Source organism: Helicobacter canis (assembly GCF_008693005.1).
Taxonomy (GTDB): domain Bacteria; phylum Campylobacterota; class Campylobacteria; order Campylobacterales; family Helicobacteraceae; genus Helicobacter_B; species Helicobacter_B canis.
In genome coordinates, this window is record NZ_VXKE01000018.1 from 1 (window position 1) to 20,983 (window position 20,983).

Genomic DNA, 20,983 nt, shown 5'->3' on the forward strand with positions numbered 1-20,983 from the left:
TCTTTTTTTGCTACTGCGATAATTTCTTTATTCTTACTTGTTGTTTGTTGCTCTTTGTTTTTTAGATTCTAGTTGTTTTTATTATCTTCTGTTTGTTGGTATGTGTTGGGTAGATGGCTTTATATGGTGTTTGGGGAGAGTGGCACGCTTGTGTGTATTAAAGTTATGTAAAGTTCTTGTTGGTGAAGTGAAACTAGGAAGCAAAAAGTGATGGTTTGGTGGTCATCCTGTCTAGGCAGATATATTTTGTTGTCGATAAAAACTTAGGGCAAAGCTAGATTCCATATAGAGCTAGACTATGCTCAAGTGTTGTTAAGCAGTTTTATGCTCTAATGCTACCAATTTTATCCACAGGCGGTAAGAGAATGAGTGCAAAAAGAGTGGCTGCAAGCCCTAAGCTATATCTAGTTGTGCCAGCTTTTAATGAGGAGCAGGTGCTGCTAGAGTCTTTGTGTGTGCTAGAATCTAAACTCACACAGATGATACAATCTAATGCCATAGCTAAAGAAAGTGCATTAGTGCTTGTCGATGATGGTAGTAGCGATAGGACTTGGGAGATTGCCAAGGCGCATTTTGATGAGCGATATATGAGAGATCCTGCGCTAAATTCCCCCCCCCCCCCCCCATTAAGAGCAACCAGCCGCAATTTCTAGCCATAAAACTTGCAAGGAATTTTGGTCATCAAAGTGCGCTTTTGGCTGGGCTACATTACGCGCTTGGCAAGTGTGATTGTGCCATTAGTATTGATTGTGATTTGCAGCAAGATGAAGAGAAGCTTATAGAGTTTGTGGAGAAGTTTTGCAATGGTGCTGATGTGGTGCTTGGCGTGCGCAATGATCGAGACACAGATTCTGTGTTTAAAAAATATAGCGCGCTATTTTTCTACAAGCTTATGAAGGTATTTGGGGTAAAGATTGTAAAAAATCACGCCGATTATCGCTTGCTTAGTCATAGGGCACTCAAGGCGTTGTTTCAATATGGAGAATCTAATTTGTTCTTGCGCGCCATTGTGCTAGACATAGGGCTTAAGCAGGATATTGTGTATTTTGATGTGAAGCCAAGATTTGCTGGCGAGTCTAAATACAGCCTTAGAAAAATGCTTTCTTTTGCGTGGAGTGGTATCACAAGCTTTTCTATCGCGCCTTTGCGATTTGTGAGTGCGGTTGGGGGCGCGCTCTTTGTGTTGTCTGTTTTGTTTGGATTCTATGTGCTATGGGTAAAGATCTTTACACATCAGGCAGTGCAAGGCTGGACATCTCTTGCGGTGCTTTTGTGCTTTTTGAGCGGGGTGCAGCTTTTAAGTCTTGGGATCATTGGAGAGTATATTGGCAAGGCATATCAAGAGATCAAAGCGCGCCCAAAATACATAGTCAAAGAAATGTTGCGCGATGCGGATATGTAGGCTTGCTAGAAAGTTAGCCGCAAGCCGCCATTGACCTGTGTCATCGTAGGCACACCAAGAGAGTCTAAATGTGTATTTAGCACATTGATTACACCTATAACATTGCGCGTGAAGCCTATTTCCATAGCGAGATTTAGCTCGTTTTGGTTGGCTTTGGTAATTTTGGTGCCAGAGTTGTAGTCATAGAAGCTTGCACCATAGGTGATAAGGAAGTTAAATCGCTCGACCTTTGTGGCGACTTTAGCATAGATGAGATTGACATTTGGCTGTGTTTTTAGCACCTTGCCCCCCCAGATGAAAAATGGATCAATGCTATTGCCCATAATTGCCAGACTCCCCCAGCCAGCTTCTTTGCCTGTGTGGATATAGCCTACTGCTATGTCAAAGACATTGGGTAGCCCAAATGACGCTTGTGCATAAAGGGCATTGCCATCTTTGCCAGCGTTGATGAGATTGCTTGTAGGGAGTGCGTTCTTGTGCTCAATGCTATATGCGTAGCCTACATTTCCTTTCAAATCAAAGTCCAAAAACGAAATTTTCCCATCGATTCTGCCCCCCACAGCGGTGAAAATCGGCGGTGCGAAGTAGGTGTAGATTCTAGCACTTAGAGCGTCATTTAGGATATAGTATTTTAAGCCTGTGTGGTAGAGCCCGACTTTTGTAGGGCGGTAGAATCTAGTCATTTGATAGTAGTCAATGCGCCCAAAGTCATTGACCCAAAATGCTTCAAGCAAGAGTTTTTCAAAGGAGCGATTGCGCAGCCACACTCCATCAGCAAGCACATTGACCCAATCATTCGCGATGGCTATGCGCCCTGTTTTTAGACTTGTATCGCCATCAAAATACTCGATAAAGGATTCTGCGATGGCAGCTTGATTTTGGTTGAAAAAGTCGGCTTTTGTATCGCCCTTGCCGCCAGTGGGTGGGAAAAATCCAGCGTGTGCATCATAAAATGACGCCACCGCACGGAATCCAATAGAAGCGCGGAAATTTTTGTAGAAGCCAGAAGTATAGCTTAGCCCCACATTGCCCATAAGATAGCCCAGATTTCCTAAGTAGGCATAGTGCGCAAGCCCTAATGACTCATCTCCTATGGCAGTGGCACCGCCCTTTTGTAGCCCCACATAGTTCCCATACAAAATCACATCGCCCTTGCTTACGCCATTTTTCAACGCTTCATCAATGCTCTCAAACCCAAAGCTCGCCTGCACGCTAAGTGCTAGCGCGCAGATGATAGAAAAAACTTTTTTCATACTTGCTCCTTGATTGACTCTCATAGCCATATATTATCCAATAGTCGAACTCCCCCGACATTTACCGCTAGCACGACAATGCGCGCGCCATAGGCGTGGCGCAAATCTTCTACAAGCGATAGGTTTTCATCAATGATTTCAAGATATTCTATATCCATACCCTTAAGCTCTGCTCTGCCTATGTTTTGCAGCTCTTGGCTTGTTGTTATACCCTGATCATAAGCGCGCTTAATGGATTCTAGTGCCTTGTGCAAGCTTAGTGCCTGTGTGCGATCGCTAGGGCTCAAATAAGCATTGCGCGAGCTAAGGGCTAGCCCAAGCTCATCGCGCACAATGGGGCAGCTATGTATGTCAATGGGCAGACATAAATCTCGCACCATACGCTTAATGAGCAAAAGCTGCTGCGCGTCCTTTTGCCCAAAGTATGCGTTGTGCGCGCGTGTAAGCATAAAGAGCTTTAGCACAATTTGTAGCACCCCGGCAAAATGTGTGGGGCGCGCAAAGCCCTCTAGCACATAGCCCATAGACTTTGGCGGAAGTAGGCTTACTTCATCAAGCACGCCTTGCGCCTTGCTAGGATATATTTCTTCCACACTTGGGGCAAATACCGCGCTTACATTAAGCGTCTCACAGAGTGCGCAGTCGCTCTCTAATGTGCGCGGATAGCGTGCTAGGTCTTCACTTGGGGCAAATTGTGTAGGATTTACAAAGATTGAGACAATGGTGTGGGGGTTTGCCTGCGTGCTTGCTTGGATTAGGGATTTATGCCCATTGTGCAGAGCCCCCATTGTCGGCACAAGCCCTAGACTTTGTCTAGGATCTAGGGTGGCTCTAAAATCTAGCAGCTCTTGCTTTGTGCGCAAAATTGCCATAGAGCTCATTGCAAGCCACCTTGCAGGCAATCTATCTGCATAAGCGCAGATTCTATGGCAGCTTTGGGATCTTGCGCTGTATAGATAGGGCGACCGATGACAAGAAAATCCGCCCCCACGTTTATGGCTTCTTGGATTGTGGCGGTGCGCTTTTGATCATCTGGCTTTTGATCCTGTGCCGGGCGGATTCCGGGGGTTAGGGTGAGTAGGTGGCTGTGCGCTGCCTTAATCGCGCTAGATTCTAGCACGGAGCAGACCATACCACTTACCCCAGCTTCACTAGCAAGCGCACTTAGGTCGCACACACCAGAATCTACCTTTTTCCCATATACTGCATAGAAGCTCCTATCATCAAAGCTTGTAAGCGCACTTACTGCCATTACTTTCATATCGGGCGCGCTTTTAGCTAGGGCTTGCATTACAGCGCACATACCCTCTAGCCCAGAGCTTGCGTGGATAGTCATCATATCTATGCCTAAATTCGCACATTCATTAGCCGCATCTGCCATTGTGTTAGGAATGTCATAGAGCTTAAGGTCTAGGAAGATTCTAGCTCCACTTGTCTTTTTGATCATCTCCACACCTTTTGCACCATCGCGGATAAAGGCGCGCAAGCCCACTTTGAGCCAGATATTCTCTCTCTTAGGGCTACTGCCAACAATGCGCGCTAAGGCGAGATTTTCTTCTAAGCTTGGGAGATCTAGGGCTAGGACAAGCTGGGGGGCTTTAGGCATTTTTGTGCTTTCTTCTATACCATAGGATATAAAGCAGTGCGATGAGCGCGACTGCTCCAAGGGTGGATAGCACGATAATGTGCAAGGACTTTCTAATATCAAAAGTCGTGGCTTTGTCAATTAAGACATTAGCAATTCCGCTCGCGCTTAAATCATCACCAAATACTTCGCCCACATAGTAGCCAAACACCGCTAGAATAGTGATCCAAATGAGTGCGCCAAGGGTTGTATAAATGCTAAATTTCCAGAGATTCATCTTAGCAAGTCCAGCAGGCAAGGAGATGTATTGGCGCACGCCGGGTATTAAACGCCCTAAAAATGTGCTAATTTCTCCGTGCCGTGAGAAGTAGCCCTCCATTTTTGCCATTGTTTGCTCGCTAAAAAACACATACTTTCCAAAGCGCACTACAAATGCGCGCCCAAAATACAGGGCTAAAACATAGTTAAATATCGCCCCAGCTAGGCTGCCTGCCGCCCCGGCTGCAAGTGCTAAGCTCATATCCATAGAGCCTTTATAGACAAGATAGCCTGCAGGGATCATCACTACTTCTGATGGAAAAGGGAAGAAGCTAGATTCTAAAAACATCATACAAAATATGCCTACATACCCAAGCGTGCCAACTGCATCGACGATAAAGTGGATTATGTCATTCATATCTGCCTACTTTGTCAAAAACTCGGCAATGTCTTTGGCGTATAGCACAGGATCAAACTCTACTATGGTGTGGCTTGCTACACCTTTTAGGGCAAATGGATCATTATTAGCAAAAGCTTGCGCTTCTTCCCTTGAGGTAAAACGCCCAATAATCATACCGCCAGTGCGCGGAGTTTTGGGACCAGAAGCAAGCAGAAAGCCAGCTTCATAGCTCTTAGCAAGATATGCCCTATGCTCTGCTAGGTGTGTCTCTATCGTCGGTAAATCAGCCATATAGGCGACATCTATAAGAAAGAGATGGGTAGAATCCATAAAATAATCCTTTTGGTGTGATTTGGTCTGCTTGGGTGATTAAGCCCATAATGGTAGCAAAAATTCGCAAACTCTAGGCTAAAAGTGGCTATGGGTCTCTATTTGCTAATGTTTGGGCGGATTATTAACCATTGCTAGCTACAATACACAAATGATAATAATTCTTGATTATTATCAAATTTATTTCGCTTCAAGGAGAATTTGTATGTTAGTAACAAGAAAAGCACCAGATTTTACGGCTCCAGCAGTTTTGGCAAATGGACAAATTGTAGAGAATTTTGAGCTAAGCAAAAATCTCGGCAAAAATGGCGCAGTTGTATTCTTCTGGCCCAAGGACTTTACTTTTGTTTGTCCAAGTGAGATTCTTGCTATGGATCACCGCGTAAAAGATTTCCAAGAAAAAGGCTTTAATGTCATTGGCGTGTCTATCGACTCTGATGTAGTGCATTTTGCATGGAGAAACACCCCTGTTAATCAAGGTGGCATTGGTAATGTGAGCTTCCCTATGGTATCTGATATTACCAAGCAAATTTCTAGGGATTATGATGTGCTAATCAATGGTGCTGTGGCATTGCGCGGTAGCTTTTTGATTGATAAAGACCAAGTTGTCCGCCACGCTGTGATCAATGACCTCCCACTTGGACGCAATATGGACGAAATGCTTCGTATGGCTGATGCGTTGTTGTTCTTCCAAGAGCACGGAGAAGTATGTCCAGCTGGCTGGCAAAAAGGACAAGATGGTATGAAGCCAACCGCCCAAGGTGTAGCTGACTACCTAGCAAAAAATGCCGACAAGCTATAATTACACTTTGACTTCGCGCCCTTGTGGCGCATATTCTTGCCTAGTTTAGCTAGGCAGATTCTAAAAATATCTCAAAGATCAATAAATGCAATATATCACCCTAAATAATGGCATAAAAATGCCTAGTATTGGACTATACTTTATATGCAATAACGACAAGGAGTAACAATGGCAAAATCTAAACAAGAGCATAGCTTGCTACAAATCTTACAAGAAAAATTTACTAGCTTAGAAAATGTGCGTTTTTTAGCCATAGATTCTAATAGAGAGCTTTTAAGCTTTTTGCTGGAATCTAGCGAGTTTAGAGAGCGGTTTTTCACACGCATTGATAGCATAGCGGTCTTTGAAAAGGATAAATTCTTAGACTTTTTAAAGTTGAGAATGCTTGATAAATCCTACACTGCTTTTAGTAATAAAATCGGCTTAAATTCTAGCTTTGAAACCACTTCAAAAGTGGTGCTAAACTTCCCCTTTAAAGACTGCGTTCTAAAGGGCGCACAAAGCAAAGATGAGCAAAAGAGCAAGGAGATATTTTTTAACGAAGTGTTAGAAAAAAGTGAAATTGATGTGTTGTTTTCTAAAAAGGTGCTTCACAATTTTGAACTCATAGAATGCCAAGATTCATTCCCAAAATCCGCCCCAACCAACCAACCGAACGAACGAACGAACGAACGAACGAACGAACGAACGAAGCGGCAGCTTAAAGATAGTTTAAGAACAGGGGCTAATCTCTTAATAAAAGGCAATAACCTTTTAGCTTTGCATTCTTTAAAAAAGAAGTTTGCAAATAAAGTAAAACTAATCTATATTGACCCACCTTATAATACAGGCAATGATAGCTTTAATTATAATGATAACTTCAATCACTCTACTTGGCTTACCTTTATGAAAAATCGCCTTGAAATTGCAAGGGAGTTTTTAAGCGATGATGGCGTGATATTTATACAATGTGATGATAACGAACAGGCATATTTAAAAGTGCTATGTGATGAGATATTTGGGCGGGATAATTTTGTAGCTACAATTTGTTGGGAAAAAAAGGGGGGCAGACAAAATGATGCAAAATTTTATAGCGTTAATCACGAATATATTTTAAATTATGCAAAGAAAAAAGAATGCTTTAAACCCAACCTTTTAGAACGAACGCTAGAAATGCTACAACAATACAAAAACCCAGACAACGACCCAAGAGGCGTTTGGACTTCAATTACATTACAGGCAAAAAGCGGAACAGATTCTATGCGATACAGAATTAAATTTGATAATGGCGTTGAGTGGGAAGCACCGACAGGAACTTATCCTAGATTTTCAAAAGAAAATTTAGAAAAGTTATACAAAGAAAATCGCTTGTGGTTTGGGGAAAGCGGAAAAAATACGCCGAGATTAAAAAAATTTCTAAGTGAAATAAAAGAAGGCGTGATTCACAACACACTTTTGACACAAGATGAAGTCGGCAATACTCAAAAAGCTAAACAAGAAATAAAAGTCCTTTTTGAAAATGACAATACAACGCTTTTTGCTACACCTAAGCCCGAAGCCCTTATAAAACGGATTATAGAAATATCCACAAATGAAAACGACTTAGTAATGGACTTTTTTGCAGGAAGTGGCACAACTCTAGCCGTAGCACATAAAATGAAAAGGCGATTTATAGGGATTGAACAAATGGACTATATAGAATCTATCACAAAAGAGCGGTTAAAAAAGGTGATAAATGGAGAGCAAGGGGGCATTAGTAAAGCGGTAGGCTGGAGTGGAGGTGGGAGCTTGATCTATGCGGAGCTTATGCCTTTAAATGCAGTGTATAAAGAAAAGCTATTGTCATTGCGAGGCGAAGCTCAAGCTTTCCATAATCAAAAAGTGGATTCTAGTGTGGATTGCCACGATTTTACTAATGCAAAATCTCGCAATGACAAAGAAGTGGAAAAAGAACTAGAAAAAATCTACAACGATTTAGAATCTAAAGCCTTTGTAGATTATAGAGTGGATATACAAGCAATGCTACAAGACAAGGAATTTCACGCATTAAGTGTAGATGAAAAACTAAAGGTTTTATATGTGATTTTGGATTCTAATATGGACTATGTTTTGTATGATGATATAGATGATAGTGAGTGTGGAGTGAGTAAGGAGCTAAGGGAGCTAAATAAAATCTTTTATGGGGAAAATGATGAGTGAAAATACACAAAAGCTAAGTCAAAAGCTAGAAAATGCCTTAGAATTTCAAAATATAGAGATACCAAGCTATATAAGTGAGAATCTAAGCAAGGATTTAAGAGCGTATCAAACAAAAGCCTTGCAACACTACCTCCTACAAAGGCAAAAGCCTAATACAAATCATTTACTCTTTAATATGGCAACAGGCAGTGGGAAAACGCTCATAATGGCGGCGTTAATGCTGGATTTGTATAAAAGGGGATATAGGGAGTTTGTGTTTTTTGTGAATTCTAGTGCGATTGTGGAAAAGACTAGGGATAATTTTTGCAATAAGGCAAGTAGCAAATATCTCTTTAGTGAGAGTATCATCATAGATTCTAAACGCGTGGAAGTGAGAAGTGTGGATAGCTTTAGTGCGTGTGATAGTGAAAGCATAAATATAAGCTTTAATACCATTCAAGGACTGCACTCACTTTTCACCCAAGAGAGAGAAAATAGCCTAACTCTAGCCGACTTAAAAGGGCGTAAAATAGTGCTTATCGCTGATGAAGCACATCATCTAAACACAGATACCAAAAGTAAGCTAACTAAAGCACAAGAAATAGAAAAGCAAAGCTGGGAGGGCACGATAAAAAACGCCTTGCAACAAAATAGCGAAAATCTCTTGCTAGAATTTAGTGCTACGATACCAAATGATGAAAAAGTGCTAGAAAAATATAGAGATAAAATCGTGTATGAATACGCATTGAAGCAGTTTTATAACGATAGATATAGTAAGAAAATCTTTTTAGTCAAATATGAGAGTAGGGAGCTAAAGGAGCTATTTTTAGGGGCGTGTATTTTGAGCCTTTTTCGGCAGTTTGTAGGCAGAGATTCTAGCGTGTATGTCAAGCCTGTGATACTCTTTAAAAGTGGGAGTATCGCTAAGTCAAAGGAGAATGAAAAGGACTTTTATGAGTTTTTAGAAAAGCTGGATTTTAGAGAGATTGAACGCTTTTTTGCTAGGGTGGATTCTAGTGGGGAGGAGCTACTACAAAAAGCAAAGGGCTATTTTGAAAAGGCGTTTGAAAACTATGCGATAAAGATAGCAGAGCATATAAAGGCGAGTTTTGATAAAAGCTACTGCATAAATATGAATGATGAAACAGACTTGCAAGCAAATCAAAAAAGGGTCAATACTTTAGAATCTAAGGATAATGCTTTGCGTGTGATATTTGCCGTAGATAGGCTAAATGAGGGCTGGGATGTGCTAAATCTCTATGACATCGTGCGGCTTGATAATGCTAAGGATAATAATAAAACAACGAGCAATGCCCAGCTTATAGGGAGAGGGGCTAGGTATTATCCCTTTGACTACAAAGAGGGCTATGAAGTGGGTAAAAGGAAGTTTGACAATGAGCAAAATGCCTTAGATGTGCTAGAGGCTTTGAGCTATCATTCTTTCAATGAGAGTGGCTATATCACTGCTTTACAAAAAGAGCTAGAAAATCAAGGCACCCCCGCACAAGATACAAGGACTCTCTACAAACTACAACCGCAAAACAAGGCACTCACACTTGCAAGGGAGTTTGCTAAAAATGCGACACAAAATTCTAAAGATGTTGCAAAACACGATGAGAACCTAAGCTTACCTATAATGAGTAATGATATAAGAAAGCTTAAGGAAAATGAGAGTTTGTTTCATAAAGCAAAAGAGATAGAAAATACTATAAGCACACTCTCTATACCACTCTTAAATAGCAGGGAAAAATCGCAAGTGGAAGCCTATAAAAAGCAAGAATTTAGCGAAGATGAATTTGCTATAAAGAGCTTAAAATCTATCAATAAAGCTGTGTTTCTAAAGGCTATGAATAAAGAGGACATAGGCTTTAATATGCTAAAAAATCTGCGTGAAGTGGGGAGTAAAAGGGAATTTATAGAAAAGCATTTATATACGCTTGAAGTGCGGTTTCACAAAAGGCAGGAATTTAGCAGAGCATCGCAACTGCATATCGCAACTTTCATAGTAAAAAGGCTAAAAGAGATTCTAAACGCTAAGGGTGCAAAGTGGGAGATAGAGCCATTTAGGATAAAGTATTTTACGCTAAAGGCTAGAGAGCTATGGAGTGAAAAAGAGCTAGAAAAAAGCAAATATCAATGGCTTGTGTATGACAAAATGCTAAAAGCGGATTCTAGCTATGAAGGGGCGTTTTTAGACTTTATCAATGAGTATAAAGACAGGCTAGATGAAAAGTATCAGCACTGGTGCGTGATACGCAATGAATGCTTTAGTGAATTTAAGCTTTTTGGCAGGGATAATGCGGGGGAGGTGCGGGGGTTTAACCCGGATTTTGTGTTTTTTGGTGTGAGTGGGGATAATAAGGAAGTGCTATTTGAATGCGTGATAGAGGCTAAGGGGGAGTATTTAGCTAATAATGAGTGGAAAGAGAATCTTTTGCTAACTTTAGAGAGGGAGTTTGAAAGCGTGAGAGAGAGGGAGAAGAATGCTAAGAATCTAAGGCTAAGGGGACTTGGGTTTTTTAGTGTCGGTGATAAAGAAAAGCAAGTGGAGTTTCAAAACGAATTTAGAAAAGTGGTGTTGGGGGTGTAAAAGAAATGAGAATCTATAAAGGGTATAATTTAGCTTAAACCTTGATACGATAAAAATGCTATAAAGGACAACAAATGGCATATACAATCATAGAGGTTGAGAGGGCAACAAATATCCCTTCAAGAAAGATTAGATTCTGGCTTGATAAGGGGCTATTTCCCTTTGTGGAACGCGATGAAAATGGGGTGCGTTACTTTGCAAAAAGTGATATGGAGTGGCTTAGGCAGTGTGGAATGAGCTTGAAAGAAATTAGAGAGTATGCGGAGGCTTTAAGCGGGGGCATTAAAACTGCCACAAAACGCAGGGCATTATTGCAAAAAAGCTATGCGAATTTACAAGCACACATCGCTTCGCTGCAAGAGATTTCACAAAGGCTAGAGACAAAACTTAGAATGTATGATGAGATGATAGAAAAGGGTGTGGATACCTTTAACCCACAAAGCAGGGATTATAAAGAGTGTAAAAAGCGGTGTTAAAGATTGCTAAAATTGCATAATTCTCACCAAATAGGCTATAAATCCCCTAGATTGCCCTAGCTTACACTTAATTTTAAGATTCTTATAAATTACTCCCTTTTATCTCAATAAAATAGAGAATCTCGCATTTTCGCCTTGACAGACACTAGGTGTCAGGCTTTATACTTTTATTGTAGAATCTTAATCGCAAGATTGCCACTAGATTCTATAAAAACCTACAAGGATACAACTATGCAAGATATAAATAACATAAACAGAGACATTTTCACACGGGATATAAATGGAGAGCTAATAAGCCCAGATGATAAGGATTTCTCACAGATTTTAGCCGTTATAGAAAACACGCAAAAGTTAGTCCATAAGCTAAACACACAAGCACTAGATAAAGATTCCGCAAGGGCTGTTTTTAGCGAGATTGTAGGCTATGAGGTGGATTCTAGCACTTGGATTATCCCGCCTTTTTATGTGGATTTTGGACGCAATATCAAGGTAGGCAAAAACTTCTTTATGAATCAAGCTTGCACTTTTATGGATAGAGGCGGGATTACAATCGGCGATGATGTGTTTATCGCTCCTAAAGTGTGCTTAACCACAATCAATCACGATTTTAACCCCTATAATCGCAAGGCGACTTTTTGTAAGCCCATTGTGATAAAAGATAGGGTGTGGATAGGGATAAATGCCACGATTTGCCCGGGCGTTACCATTGGGGAAAATTCAATCATTGCCGCAGGAAGCGTGGTAACTAAAGATGTCCCGCCAAATGTCATTGTCGGCGGGAATCCTGCGAAGATTCTAAAAAGGCTTTGAAGTTTTTTTGCTTTAAATGCCAAAGTAGCTAGAATCTATATGTTTGTGCGTAGTTTCGCATATTTTTGACTATAATGCGCCATTATCTTAAATGGCTAAAAGGACTAGTATGGAGTTTTTGGAGTTGCTATTGGTGCTTGTCGCAGTGGTGTTGCTTATCAAAAAGCCGGAAAAAGAGCAGCTTGCCTTTGGGCTTGTGATCGCTTCTTGGGCACTTATGACATTTATGTTCATCGGGCATAAGTCTGGCGCATTTTTGACAATTATGAATCTTTAGGGGGCAATAATGCAAGAAAAAGAATTAGCAAAAGCGAAAAACTTTTACACACTTATGTGCTGGGCTGGGTTTTTGATCATTCTTCTGCCTGTTGGTATTGCAAATTTTGTCTTTGGTTATATGCTTGGCGATAGTCCTTGCACACTTTGCTGGGCGCAGAGAGAGTCGATGATTTTTATCGGCGTGGTGGCGTTTTTTATCGTGCGCTATGGTGTGAAAGGAAAATACATCGCTTGGCTACTTATTATGGCGGCATTTGGCTTGTATCAAAGCTTCTCTCATTATGGTAACCACGCGCACAGAGATTTGGATCAGGGCTTTAGTTTGCAGGTGTTTGGGCTGCACACATATTTTTGGGCAGAGGTGGTGTTTTGGGCAGTTGTCGTGCTGCTTGGGGCGATGTTTTATCTAGCACCTAGGTTTGGAGCATTTGAGCAAGAGATGAATGGCGAGAAAGTGCGTAAGCTTGGTGGCTTTGCGCTGGGGGCGTTTGTTATAAGTGCTGTGGTGATTGCTTCAAATGTGTTTCAGGCTTTTGTTGCTACTGGTGTGCCACCTTTTAGCGGGCAGAGCGATCCCGTGCGCTTCTCGCTTAACCCAAAATATATCATTTGGTCAAGTGAGGGGACAAAGAAAATCTATAGCGATTTTTCATTTCTTGGGAAGCGCAATGTCAAAGCACCTGATTATGCGTTCGCCCCTAATGAAAAAAAGCTTGGCATTACATTTGATAACGAGAGCGCAAACTCACCTTTTGCGCGCATTGATAGAGAGCTGCATATACAATCTGCGCAAGAGCTGCCCATTACGCAGCCTTTAAACTCCCTTGCTTATATCGATGGTGAGTTTGTCGGCAGCTCGAAGTTTGAAGTGCTATTTATGGATCGTGCTCACAAGATCATCGATAGCTTTGAGATTGATCCATTTTTCTCCGCGACCATTGATCCAATCATTGGTGTGATCCCCTACCTTAATGGCAAATATATCCTTATGGGTTCAAACAAAACCTACTTGTGCTTTGGGAAAAATGACAATGCAGATGAAGCCCTGCAGTTTGCAGACTTTGTGCGTGGGGGTGATAGATTTGAAGGACAGGGCAGCGGGCTTGGGCGCGGAAGAATTGATACCGTGCGCTCGAAATTCCACCACACTGGAAGTATTGCAGCAGATTCTAGGTATTTCTATATGGCGACACTGCCAAACAACCTTGATAAGCAAAGCTTTGTCATCAGTAAATACGCCCTTAGTGATAGAATCCTATCTGGTGAATTTACCCCAAAGGCGGATTTAAAGGATACGCGCAGTTTGGGCGAGCTCTACATCACTGCGCTTACAATCCACAATGGCAATATTCTAGCACTTAGCAAGAATTACAATGTGATTGCAGAAATTAGCCCAGTAAGCGAAGAGATCGTGCGTGTATGGAGCTACCCTAGTGAGATTAGCAATGCGCGCGCTTTGGTGCTGGACTCTAATGTGGTCTCAATTCTCTCCTATCAAGATGGCAAAAACATCTTATATCACTTGCGCTAGAATCTAGCAAGCCTCATAGTGGGCTTTAGTTTGGCTGTGAAGTGGGGCTGCGTTATTGTGGATAATGGTTTTCTGTGTTACAATCGCGCTTTATTTGTGTGTTTAGGATAAATGAATGATTGAATGGATGCAAAAGCACAAAAAGTGGCTTGTGGTTACTATTTGGATTAGCGCGATAGCGTTTATTGGTGCTGGTGGCTTTGCTTGGGGGGTTTATGACTACTCTCTCTCTGGAAATTCTGCGGCAAAAGTGGGGCAGATAAATATTAGCAAGGCAGAGTTTGCCCAAGCATATCAAAACGAATTTGATCGCCGCAATTACCAGCAAGGGGGCGCTTTAGATGAAGCTCAAGCTAAGGAAATGGGGCTTGATCAATATGTCTTAAACAATCTCATCTCTAATGCGCTTATCCGTAATTACGCGCTAGATCTGGGCTTGCGTGTGAGTGATGAGGAGATTGCCAAAGAGATTAGTGCGGGGAGAGACTATGAGCCTTTTCGCACAGATGGGGTATTTGATCTTAAGAAGTATGACCAATTTATCGCATCTAGTGGGATTACAAAGCAGTATTTCGAGGAGCAAGTGCGGCAGCAGCTTCTCACAAATAAGATTTTAGGACTCTTGTTTCCACAGCTTATCGCGCAGCAGCCCTTACCAGCTACACCGCTTGAGCGTAGTGCCTTGAGCTTTGGCTTTGCTTTGCAGGATATTGTAGAGCTAGAAGTGATCTATGGCACAAGCGTGGCAATCACCGCTAGTGAGAGTGCGCTCAAGGCATTTTGGGAAGAGCATAAAGACGCTTATCAAACCCCAGCGAGCTATAAGGTAGAGATGGTTGTTTCTCCAGCAAAGTCCCAAGCCTATGATGAAGAAGAGCTGCAAAAATTCTATGAGCAAAACTACATTACCCAAGAGAGTAAAGAGATCCCGGAATCTATAAAGCCTCAAGTCATTCTAGCCTTGCAGCAGCAAAAGGCACGAGTTGCCGCGCTTAAAGAGTATGCCAAGCTACAAAAATCACAGCAAACTGATAGTAAAGAGCAGGTGATCACACAAGATTCTAGTGAATATAGCCAAGAGATTCTTCAAGCATTAGATTCTGGTGCCGCAGGCAGTGTGCTTAAGCCTATGTCTTTAGGCGATGACTTTATCACATTAAAAATATTGGAGAAGATCCAGCCTAAGCCATATCCGTTTGGTGAAGTGCGTGCGCAAATCCAAGAAGAATATATTAAAAGCGAGCGATTAAAGGAGCTTCACAAGCTAGCATCAGCACGACTTGGGACTTTTAAGGGGCAAAAGGTTGTAGCAAGATTCCCCACACAATCAGAGATTTCCAAGCAGCAATACAGGCTTGGCAGTCTTGATTTTTATACATCTATGGGGCTTTTGCAGCATATCTTTGATAGCCATAAAAGTGCAAATTATGCTATAATTGGCGAAAATGCGTTTTTGTTTAGGATTGTTTCGCAGTCTGTGTCGCCTATGAACTCTGCGGATAGCTATGTGGGTGCGCTTGCTGATCAGGTTAAAATGGAGCTTATGACAAAGCTTGTATTTAGCTTCTTGGAGCAGCGTTACAAGGTTAAGAAGTTTATTTAGGCATAGGAGGATAGTTTGGATCAGACGATTTTGGGCATCGATATAGGCTCTAGCAAAATCTGTGCCGTGATTGCTAGTGTGCGTGATGGCGTGCCACACATTATTGGGGTGGGCAGGCATCGATCGCAGGGACTTAAAAAGGGCTTGGTTGTCAATATCGATTTGGCGAGCAAGGCTATCAAGGCTGCAGTAGAAGAAGCAAAGAGTCAGGCTGAGGGCACAGAATCTATCAACAAAGCCATTGTCTCTGTCTCTGGTGCTTATACAAAAAGTGTATTAAGCTCTGGTGTCTATAATGTTACAGAAAATGAAATTACCATTCGAGAGATTGGCAAAGCACTTAATAATGCTGTTTATAATGCCTCGATCCCGCAAGAATTCGATGTCATTCATGTGCTTCCATATAAGTTCCGCCTTGATGAGCAAGACCACATAGAAGATCCTATGGGTATGACTGGGCGTAGGCTTGAAGTGTTTGCGCATATTGTTACAGCGCAGCACTCAAGCTTAGAGAATCTGCGCAGGACAATCCAGCTAGCTGGTGTTGAGATACAAAATATCGTGCTAGCCTCTTATGCTTCTTCAATCGCTGTGCTTAGCGATGATGAGAAGAATCTAGGTGTAGCGTGTATTGATATTGGCGGAAGCACTTGTGAGATTATGATCCACGATGGTAATGCTATGCGCTATAACAATTTCTTTGGCGTAGGATCGCACCATATTACAAGCGATCTTGCCATAACGCTAAACACAAAGATTTCTGCTGCTGAAGAGGTCAAAATCCGCTATGGAGATTTGGGCATAAAAAGTGATAGTGAGACAGGTGGGCAGATACAAAGCGATCAAATGATTGAAGTGCCATCTGTTGGTGTAGATGAGGCAGTGCATTTTGTCGAGCTGGCTAAAGCGCAAGCAGTGATTAAGGCGCGCGTGCTGGAGACTTTTGGCGTGCTTGCTCGATATATTGATCAAAGCGGGCTTAAGGATAGGCTTGGCGCGGGGATTGTCCTAACGGGTGGAATGATGAATATGCAGGGTATCCGCGATCTTGCAAAGGTGTTTTTCCATAATATGCCCACAAGGATTTCAAAAACTATTGAAATGCCCGGGATTTATGATGAGCTGCGAGATCCTTCGTATTCCACGGTGCTTGGATTGATTTGGTATGGGGCTGGTAAATGCACGAATTACGAGCGTGATTCGATGATGAAGATTTGTCATAAAGAAGCTAAGAATCAAGACGCCTTGCCATCTTTCTCGCAGCCAAGCCCATACGCTCCAAATCGCGACTATCAAAATATCTTGGATACGGATTTGTCAAATCTCAAGGAAGATCTCGCTCAAGGGGTGAGAGGACAGGCAAGCTCACCAAGGGCAGATCAGGGTAAGGGAGAGTCTTCTCTCAGCAAGGCAAAGCAGGCTTTCACTAAGTTTGCAGAGAAATTATTTTAGAAAGGAAGTGCGATGCAAGATACTCACATAGAAGTTCAAGAAATTAGGCAGACAAAAGGGGCGAAGCTTGTCGTTGTTGGCGTGGGCGGTGGCGGCTCAAATATGGTAGCGCATCTGTATCATAATAACCAGCATCAAGATCTTACTTTGATCGTGGCAAATACCGACTATCAGCATCTTAGCGTAAGCCCAGTGCCAAATAAAATCCAGCTAGGCGAGCGGCTTACAAGTGGTTTGGGTGCTGGGGCAGATGATGAAGTAGGCAAGAAGGCTGCGCTAGAGAGTGCTGATGAGATTAAGCAGGCTTTGAGTGGAGCAGATATGGTGATTGTGTGCGTTGGTCTTGGTGGTGGGACAGGCACAGGAGCTGCTCCTGTGGTGGCGCAAATTGCTAAGGATTTGGGAGCATTGACCGTTGCTGTTGCGACAAAGCCTTTTACTATGGAGGGCAATAAGCGCATAAAAACTGCGCAAAGAGGGTTTGATGAGCTTAATAAAATCACAGATTCTATTATTGTCGTCCCCAATGATAAGGTCCTATCTATCATTGGCAAAAATACTGGCTTAAGAGAGAGCTTCCGCCATATTGATGATGTGCTTGCGCGCGCGGCTAATGGTATATCGAGCGTGATTTTGACCTATGGTGCTGGTGATATTAATGTAGATTTTGCTGACTTGACTAGTGTTATGCAGCACAAAGGACTAGCACTAATGGGCATAGGCGAAGGCTCTGGAGAGAATGCCTGTATAGATGCCTTGCGCAATGCTGTGGAATCTCCACTTTTTGACAATCTCTCCATAAGCGGGGCTAGAGGCGTGCTTTTGAGTTTTGAAATGCACCCTGATCACCCAATGTTTCAGCTAACAGATGCATTAAGCTACATTCACGAGGTCGCTGATGCTGATGATGCAGAGATTATTTGGGGGACAAATACTGATGAAAGTCGTCCATTGGATTTTATGCGTGTAACGGTGATTGCCACAGGGTTTGAAAAAAGCATAACTACTTCACATCAAGCTCCACAGCAGGAAGTCAAGCAGCCAGCGGCTAAAGCACAGCAAGAAACTCTTCAAATGGATCTTACTGCACTGCTGCGTGCGAGTGGAAGTGATGAGGTGGTCGATTATGATAGCCCAGCGTGGCAGCGAGCGAAAAAGGACTAGATAAGATTTATTTATGGCTCGGTGAGCTAGTAAGTCTGTTGGCACTTGTCATTGTGCGCATAGCATTTGCTAGTGCTAGCAGTGCTACACCCACATCTCCAAACACCGCCTCCCAAATACTTGCCACCCCAAAAATACCCAAGATGATAAATAGCCCCTTTATCCCAAGTGCTAGGGCAATGTTTTCATAAATGATGATTTTTGTCTTTTTGGCGATTTTGATGGCTTGTAGGAGCGAGTCTAGCGAGCTATTAAGCACGACAATATCAGCTTTTTGCTGCGAGAGATCACTCCCACTTCCCATAGCGATCCCCACATCAGCAAGTGCGAGCGTGGGTGCATCGTTGATCCCATCACCCACGAAGCCGATTTTACCCCTGCTCTCTGTCTTGAGCTTTGTAAAAAGTGCTGCTTTATCTTGCGGTAGAAGCCCACTATAATACGCGATAGAGAGCTGCTCTCCTACAATTTTGCAAGGATATGCCCCATCGCCACTTAGCATAATTGGCGTGATATGCAGCTGCTTTAGCTCATCTATCACGCGTTTAGATTCTGCTTTAAGTTCATCAGCGATGGTGATGTAGCCTAGGTAGCGTTTATCTACACTTATATGCACGATCGTGCCATCTATATCACAAGTGTTATGCGGGATAGAAAATTTATGCAAGATTTTGTCATTACCCGCGATGATTTCTTTGCTATCGCACACTGCGCGCACGCCAAGCCCGGAAAACTCTTCAAACTCGCTGATGTGATGCGTGTGCGCCATATCCATATAGGCTTGTTTGATTGATTGGGCTATGGGGTGGTTTGAGAGATTTTGTGCGCACGCGGCAAAGCCTAGAATCTCCCTTTTGCTCACACCTTCTTCAGGCACAATGTCTGTAACTTTAAACACCCCCTTTGTCAGCGTGCCTGTTTTATCAAAGCTTAGCATATTAAGCTGGCTTAGGGCTTCTAGGTAGTTTGAGCCTTTAAGCAGCACGCCAGCTTTTGAGCAAGCGGCAATCCCGCCAAAATACCCAAGCGGCACAGAGATGACAAGCGCGCAAGGGCAGCTTACCATAAGCACCACAATTGCGCGATATGCCCACTCATAGAGATTCTGGCTATAAGCACCGCTTGCAAAAATTGGCGGCACAAAGGCGATACACAAAGCGGCAAAAAACACAATAGGCGTGTAATACCTAGCAAAAGAGGTGATAAAGCTCTCTGTCCTAGCCTTTTTTGCTGTGGCGTTTTCGATAAGCTCGGTGATTTTGGCGATTTGGCTTGTGTGGTAGGGGCGTAAGGCGCGTAGTTTTGCTGGGGAGTGCAAGACAATCGATCCCGCTAGAATCTCGGCATTTTGGCTACTTGTAGTAGGCAGGGACTCTCCGCTAATGGCACTTGTATCAAAGCTAGCTAGCTCATCAAGTAGCACGCAATCTACCGGCACTACTTCTCCTGCTAGCACGATGATTTCATCATTTGCCACAAGCTCTTGCGCTGCTATGTCAATAGTTTTTCCATTGTGGATTTTATGGGCTTTTGGCGGGGCAAGATTAGCTAGAGCGTTGATAGACTCCATACCTTTGCGCACGCTGGCATTTTGCAAATACTCCCCCACAGCAAAAAAGAGCATAATCCCAACTGCCTCCTCGCTTGCTCCAATGATAAATGCTGCAATAGAAGCTGCGATCATTAGCACATTTTCATCGAAAAACTCCTTGCGCCTAGCATTGTGCAAGGCACGCTTGAAGACCTCTTTGCCTGCGATGATATAGAGCGCAATATGCCCTAGCCATAGCATAGTTTTGTAGGATTCATAATCCCCCTGCCTAGTATTTTCTAGTGGTGCAAGCAGCGCATACTCCACCACCAAGCTTGTAAGAAACACAGCAATTAGCCCCAGCAAGACAAATAGCTGAGCACTAAGAAATTTGCGTGCTGATTGCTTCTCTTCTAGGTGCGATAGGCGCACTTGCGGCTCTACTTGCGTGATAATTTCTTGAAGCTTTTGCATATCATTGCAATCAGTCTGCAAGGTGCTAGTGGCGAAATTTACCTGCGCTTGCCCTATGCCTTGATCTTTGCGCAAAGTGGATTCTAGCTTGGCAGCGCAATTTGGGCAGTCAAGATTCTCTAGTCGATATTGGTGCATAAGATACCTATATAGTGAAGTGGTTTGGCGAAGTGTAGCGCATAAAGGCAATGATTGTGTAAGGAGCTGGTTTAGTATAAGCCGAGTTCTGTCGAGGGCGGCTATTTATCTAGGATATATTTCACAATATATCTCAAGCAAAGAGCAAATTTAAGACATTTACCACGCTCTTCTTGCTACGGATTGGGTTTGCATTGACATTGTGCATTGCTGCAAAATCGGTAGGCTCTTACCCCACCTTTTCACCCTTACCAAAGTGGATTCTAGGGGGGACTAGAATCTAGCTTGGCGGTTCTTTTCTGTTGCACTTTCCCTTAGGTCGCCCTAGCCATTTGTTAAATGGAATCCTGTCTTTGTAGCTCGGACTTTCCTCTCTTTATAGCGCATAAAGAGCAGCCGCCACTAAACCAGCCCCTAGATTATAGCAAATCCGCAAAAACCCCTAGCATTTCAAAGGTAGGCTATGGATTATCTAGTAGCACTTGACAACCTTAGAAAACGAGTTGATGAATACCCGCAAGGGTAGTCATAGCTCAATCCTTTAGGAGCAAGGCTAGATTTACTCTAGCCGAAGCGGTCTTAAGTGAGCTTAAGCGAACGACTATGAAAGCAGTATAATGCCGACTAAGATTTTCTGGTAAATCTTACTCATCGTAACCTCCTTTGTGAGAAGTAGGCTACGCCAAGAGAGGCTGCAACTCTCTTGGGCAACCTCTACTGAAATTCTAACATACTTCCTAAATACTCC

General features: G+C 42.8%; 18 protein-coding genes and 1 other RNA gene. 12 read left to right on the forward strand and 7 right to left on the reverse strand.

Going from position 1 to position 20,983, the window contains the following annotated elements; translation table 11 throughout:
• Nucleotides 1–332 precede the first annotated feature (332 nt).
• Both F4V45_RS09940 and F4V45_RS05865 read left to right on the forward strand, forming a co-directional pair.
• On the forward strand, nucleotides 333–653 hold the full coding sequence (locus F4V45_RS09940; protein ID WP_281292478.1) for a glycosyltransferase: 321 nt from the start codon (nucleotides 333–335) through the stop codon (nucleotides 651–653).
• Between the two features lie 41 nt (nucleotides 654–694).
• Nucleotides 695–1,402: a glycosyltransferase gene (locus F4V45_RS05865; RefSeq protein ID WP_281292479.1), complete on the forward strand. Its 708-nt coding sequence runs from the start codon at nucleotides 695–697 to the stop codon at nucleotides 1,400–1,402.
• A 5-nt stretch (nucleotides 1,403–1,407) separates the two neighbouring features.
• On the opposite strand, the gene F4V45_RS05870 is transcribed toward F4V45_RS05865, so the two are convergent.
• The 5 genes from F4V45_RS05870 to F4V45_RS05890 are packed head-to-tail and all read right to left on the reverse strand — an operon-like array spanning nucleotide 1,408 to nucleotide 5,228.
• Nucleotides 1,408–2,655, reverse strand: a complete 1,248-nt coding sequence (locus tag F4V45_RS05870; RefSeq protein ID WP_170235192.1) for an Opr family porin — start codon at nucleotides 2,653–2,655, stop codon at nucleotides 1,408–1,410.
• A 20-nt stretch (nucleotides 2,656–2,675) separates the two neighbouring features.
• Nucleotides 2,676–3,536, reverse strand: coding sequence for a pantoate--beta-alanine ligase (gene panC, locus F4V45_RS05875; RefSeq protein ID WP_246145203.1), 861 nt, complete (start codon nucleotides 3,534–3,536; stop codon nucleotides 2,676–2,678).
• Entirely contained in the window at nucleotides 3,533–4,261 is a 729-nt protein-coding gene (gene pyrF, locus F4V45_RS05880; RefSeq protein WP_150337480.1) for an orotidine-5'-phosphate decarboxylase, read from the reverse strand. The genes panC and pyrF overlap by 4 nt, the downstream gene beginning before the upstream one ends.
• Nucleotides 4,254–4,916, reverse strand: coding sequence for a DedA family protein (locus F4V45_RS05885; protein ID WP_150337481.1), 663 nt, complete (start codon nucleotides 4,914–4,916; stop codon nucleotides 4,254–4,256). The genes pyrF and F4V45_RS05885 overlap by 8 nt, the downstream gene beginning before the upstream one ends.
• A 6-nt stretch (nucleotides 4,917–4,922) precedes the next feature.
• The gene (locus F4V45_RS05890) at nucleotides 4,923–5,228 is read right to left on the reverse strand and encodes a YciI family protein (protein WP_246145205.1); all 306 of its coding nucleotides are present in this window, start codon (nucleotides 5,226–5,228) and stop codon (nucleotides 4,923–4,925) included.
• 205 nt (nucleotides 5,229–5,433) lie between these two features.
• Between F4V45_RS05890 and F4V45_RS05895 the strand changes: the two genes are divergently transcribed.
• The 10 genes from F4V45_RS05895 to ftsZ all read left to right on the forward strand — a co-directional run bounded on the left by F4V45_RS05895 (nucleotide 5,434) and on the right by ftsZ (nucleotide 18,092).
• On the forward strand, nucleotides 5,434–6,030 hold the full coding sequence (locus F4V45_RS05895; protein ID WP_023930110.1) for a peroxiredoxin: 597 nt from the start codon (nucleotides 5,434–5,436) through the stop codon (nucleotides 6,028–6,030).
• Nucleotides 6,031–6,198: 168 nt separating this feature from the next.
• Entirely contained in the window at nucleotides 6,199–8,208 is a 2,010-nt protein-coding gene (locus tag F4V45_RS05900; protein ID WP_150337482.1) for a DNA methyltransferase, read from the forward strand.
• Complete coding sequence (locus F4V45_RS05905) at nucleotides 8,198–10,777, forward strand: DEAD/DEAH box helicase family protein (protein WP_246145207.1); 2,580 nt, start codon at nucleotides 8,198–8,200, stop codon at nucleotides 10,775–10,777. The genes F4V45_RS05900 and F4V45_RS05905 overlap by 11 nt, the downstream gene beginning before the upstream one ends.
• A gap of 74 nt (nucleotides 10,778–10,851) precedes the next feature.
• Nucleotides 10,852–11,253: a MerR family transcriptional regulator gene (locus tag F4V45_RS05910; RefSeq protein WP_150337483.1), complete on the forward strand. Its 402-nt coding sequence runs from the start codon at nucleotides 10,852–10,854 to the stop codon at nucleotides 11,251–11,253.
• Nucleotides 11,254–11,484: 231 nt separating this feature from the next.
• The gene (locus tag F4V45_RS05915) at nucleotides 11,485–12,063 is read left to right on the forward strand and encodes a sugar O-acetyltransferase (protein ID WP_150337484.1); all 579 of its coding nucleotides are present in this window, start codon (nucleotides 11,485–11,487) and stop codon (nucleotides 12,061–12,063) included.
• 109 nt (nucleotides 12,064–12,172) lie between these two features.
• Nucleotides 12,173–12,340: a disulfide bond formation protein Dba gene (gene dba, locus F4V45_RS05920; RefSeq protein ID WP_023930129.1), complete on the forward strand. Its 168-nt coding sequence runs from the start codon at nucleotides 12,173–12,175 to the stop codon at nucleotides 12,338–12,340.
• 9 nt (nucleotides 12,341–12,349) lie between these two features.
• Nucleotides 12,350–13,873 (forward strand): disulfide bond formation protein DsbI, encoded by a 1,524-nt coding sequence (gene dsbI / locus F4V45_RS05925; RefSeq protein ID WP_150337485.1) that lies wholly within the window; start codon nucleotides 12,350–12,352, stop codon nucleotides 13,871–13,873.
• 115 nt (nucleotides 13,874–13,988) lie between these two features.
• Nucleotides 13,989–15,476 carry a peptidylprolyl isomerase gene (locus tag F4V45_RS05930; RefSeq protein WP_150337486.1) on the forward strand — a complete coding sequence of 496 codons (1,488 nt, stop codon included), beginning with the start codon at nucleotides 13,989–13,991 and terminating at the stop codon, nucleotides 15,474–15,476.
• Nucleotides 15,477–15,491: 15 nt separating this feature from the next.
• Nucleotides 15,492–16,928, forward strand: coding sequence for a cell division protein FtsA (ftsA, locus tag F4V45_RS05935; RefSeq protein ID WP_150337487.1), 1,437 nt, complete (start codon nucleotides 15,492–15,494; stop codon nucleotides 16,926–16,928).
• 12 nt (nucleotides 16,929–16,940) lie between these two features.
• Nucleotides 16,941–18,092: a cell division protein FtsZ gene (ftsZ, locus tag F4V45_RS05940; protein WP_150337488.1), complete on the forward strand. Its 1,152-nt coding sequence runs from the start codon at nucleotides 16,941–16,943 to the stop codon at nucleotides 18,090–18,092.
• Between the two features lie 7 nt (nucleotides 18,093–18,099).
• Here ftsZ and F4V45_RS05945 read toward each other — a convergent pair whose 3' ends face one another.
• Nucleotides 18,100–20,235: a heavy metal translocating P-type ATPase gene (locus F4V45_RS05945; protein ID WP_150337489.1), complete on the reverse strand. Its 2,136-nt coding sequence runs from the start codon at nucleotides 20,233–20,235 to the stop codon at nucleotides 18,100–18,102.
• 61 nt (nucleotides 20,236–20,296) lie between these two features.
• Nucleotides 20,297–20,647: RNase P RNA component class A (gene rnpB, locus F4V45_RS05950), an RNA gene on the reverse strand.
• Between the last annotated feature and the right edge of the window lie 336 nt (nucleotides 20,648–20,983).

Bases quoted from the DNA above. Each gene is read 5' to 3' on its own strand.
- F4V45_RS09940 (WP_281292478.1), top strand. From the start codon at position 333: ATGCTACCAATTTTATCCACAGGCGGTAAGAGAATGAGTGCAAAAAGA.
- F4V45_RS05870 (WP_170235192.1), bottom strand. From the start codon at position 2,655: ATGAAAAAAGTTTTTTCTATCATCTGCGCGCTAGCACTTAGCGTGCAG.
- panC (WP_246145203.1), bottom strand. From the start codon at position 3,536: ATGAGCTCTATGGCAATTTTGCGCACAAAGCAAGAGCTGCTAGATTTT.
- pyrF (WP_150337480.1), bottom strand. From the start codon at position 4,261: ATGCCTAAAGCCCCCCAGCTTGTCCTAGCCCTAGATCTCCCAAGCTTA.
- F4V45_RS05885 (WP_150337481.1), bottom strand. From the start codon at position 4,916: ATGAATGACATAATCCACTTTATCGTCGATGCAGTTGGCACGCTTGGG.
- F4V45_RS05890 (WP_246145205.1), bottom strand. From the start codon at position 5,228: ATGGATTCTACCCATCTCTTTCTTATAGATGTCGCCTATATGGCTGAT.
- F4V45_RS05895 (WP_023930110.1), top strand. From the start codon at position 5,434: ATGTTAGTAACAAGAAAAGCACCAGATTTTACGGCTCCAGCAGTTTTG.
- F4V45_RS05900 (WP_150337482.1), top strand. From the start codon at position 6,199: ATGGCAAAATCTAAACAAGAGCATAGCTTGCTACAAATCTTACAAGAA.
- F4V45_RS05905 (WP_246145207.1), top strand. From the start codon at position 8,198: ATGATGAGTGAAAATACACAAAAGCTAAGTCAAAAGCTAGAAAATGCC.
- F4V45_RS05910 (WP_150337483.1), top strand. From the start codon at position 10,852: ATGGCATATACAATCATAGAGGTTGAGAGGGCAACAAATATCCCTTCA.
- F4V45_RS05915 (WP_150337484.1), top strand. From the start codon at position 11,485: ATGCAAGATATAAATAACATAAACAGAGACATTTTCACACGGGATATA.
- dba (WP_023930129.1), top strand. From the start codon at position 12,173: ATGGAGTTTTTGGAGTTGCTATTGGTGCTTGTCGCAGTGGTGTTGCTT.
- dsbI (WP_150337485.1), top strand. From the start codon at position 12,350: ATGCAAGAAAAAGAATTAGCAAAAGCGAAAAACTTTTACACACTTATG.
- F4V45_RS05930 (WP_150337486.1), top strand. From the start codon at position 13,989: ATGATTGAATGGATGCAAAAGCACAAAAAGTGGCTTGTGGTTACTATT.
- ftsZ (WP_150337488.1), top strand. From the start codon at position 16,941: ATGCAAGATACTCACATAGAAGTTCAAGAAATTAGGCAGACAAAAGGG.
- F4V45_RS05945 (WP_150337489.1), bottom strand. From the start codon at position 20,235: ATGCACCAATATCGACTAGAGAATCTTGACTGCCCAAATTGCGCTGCC.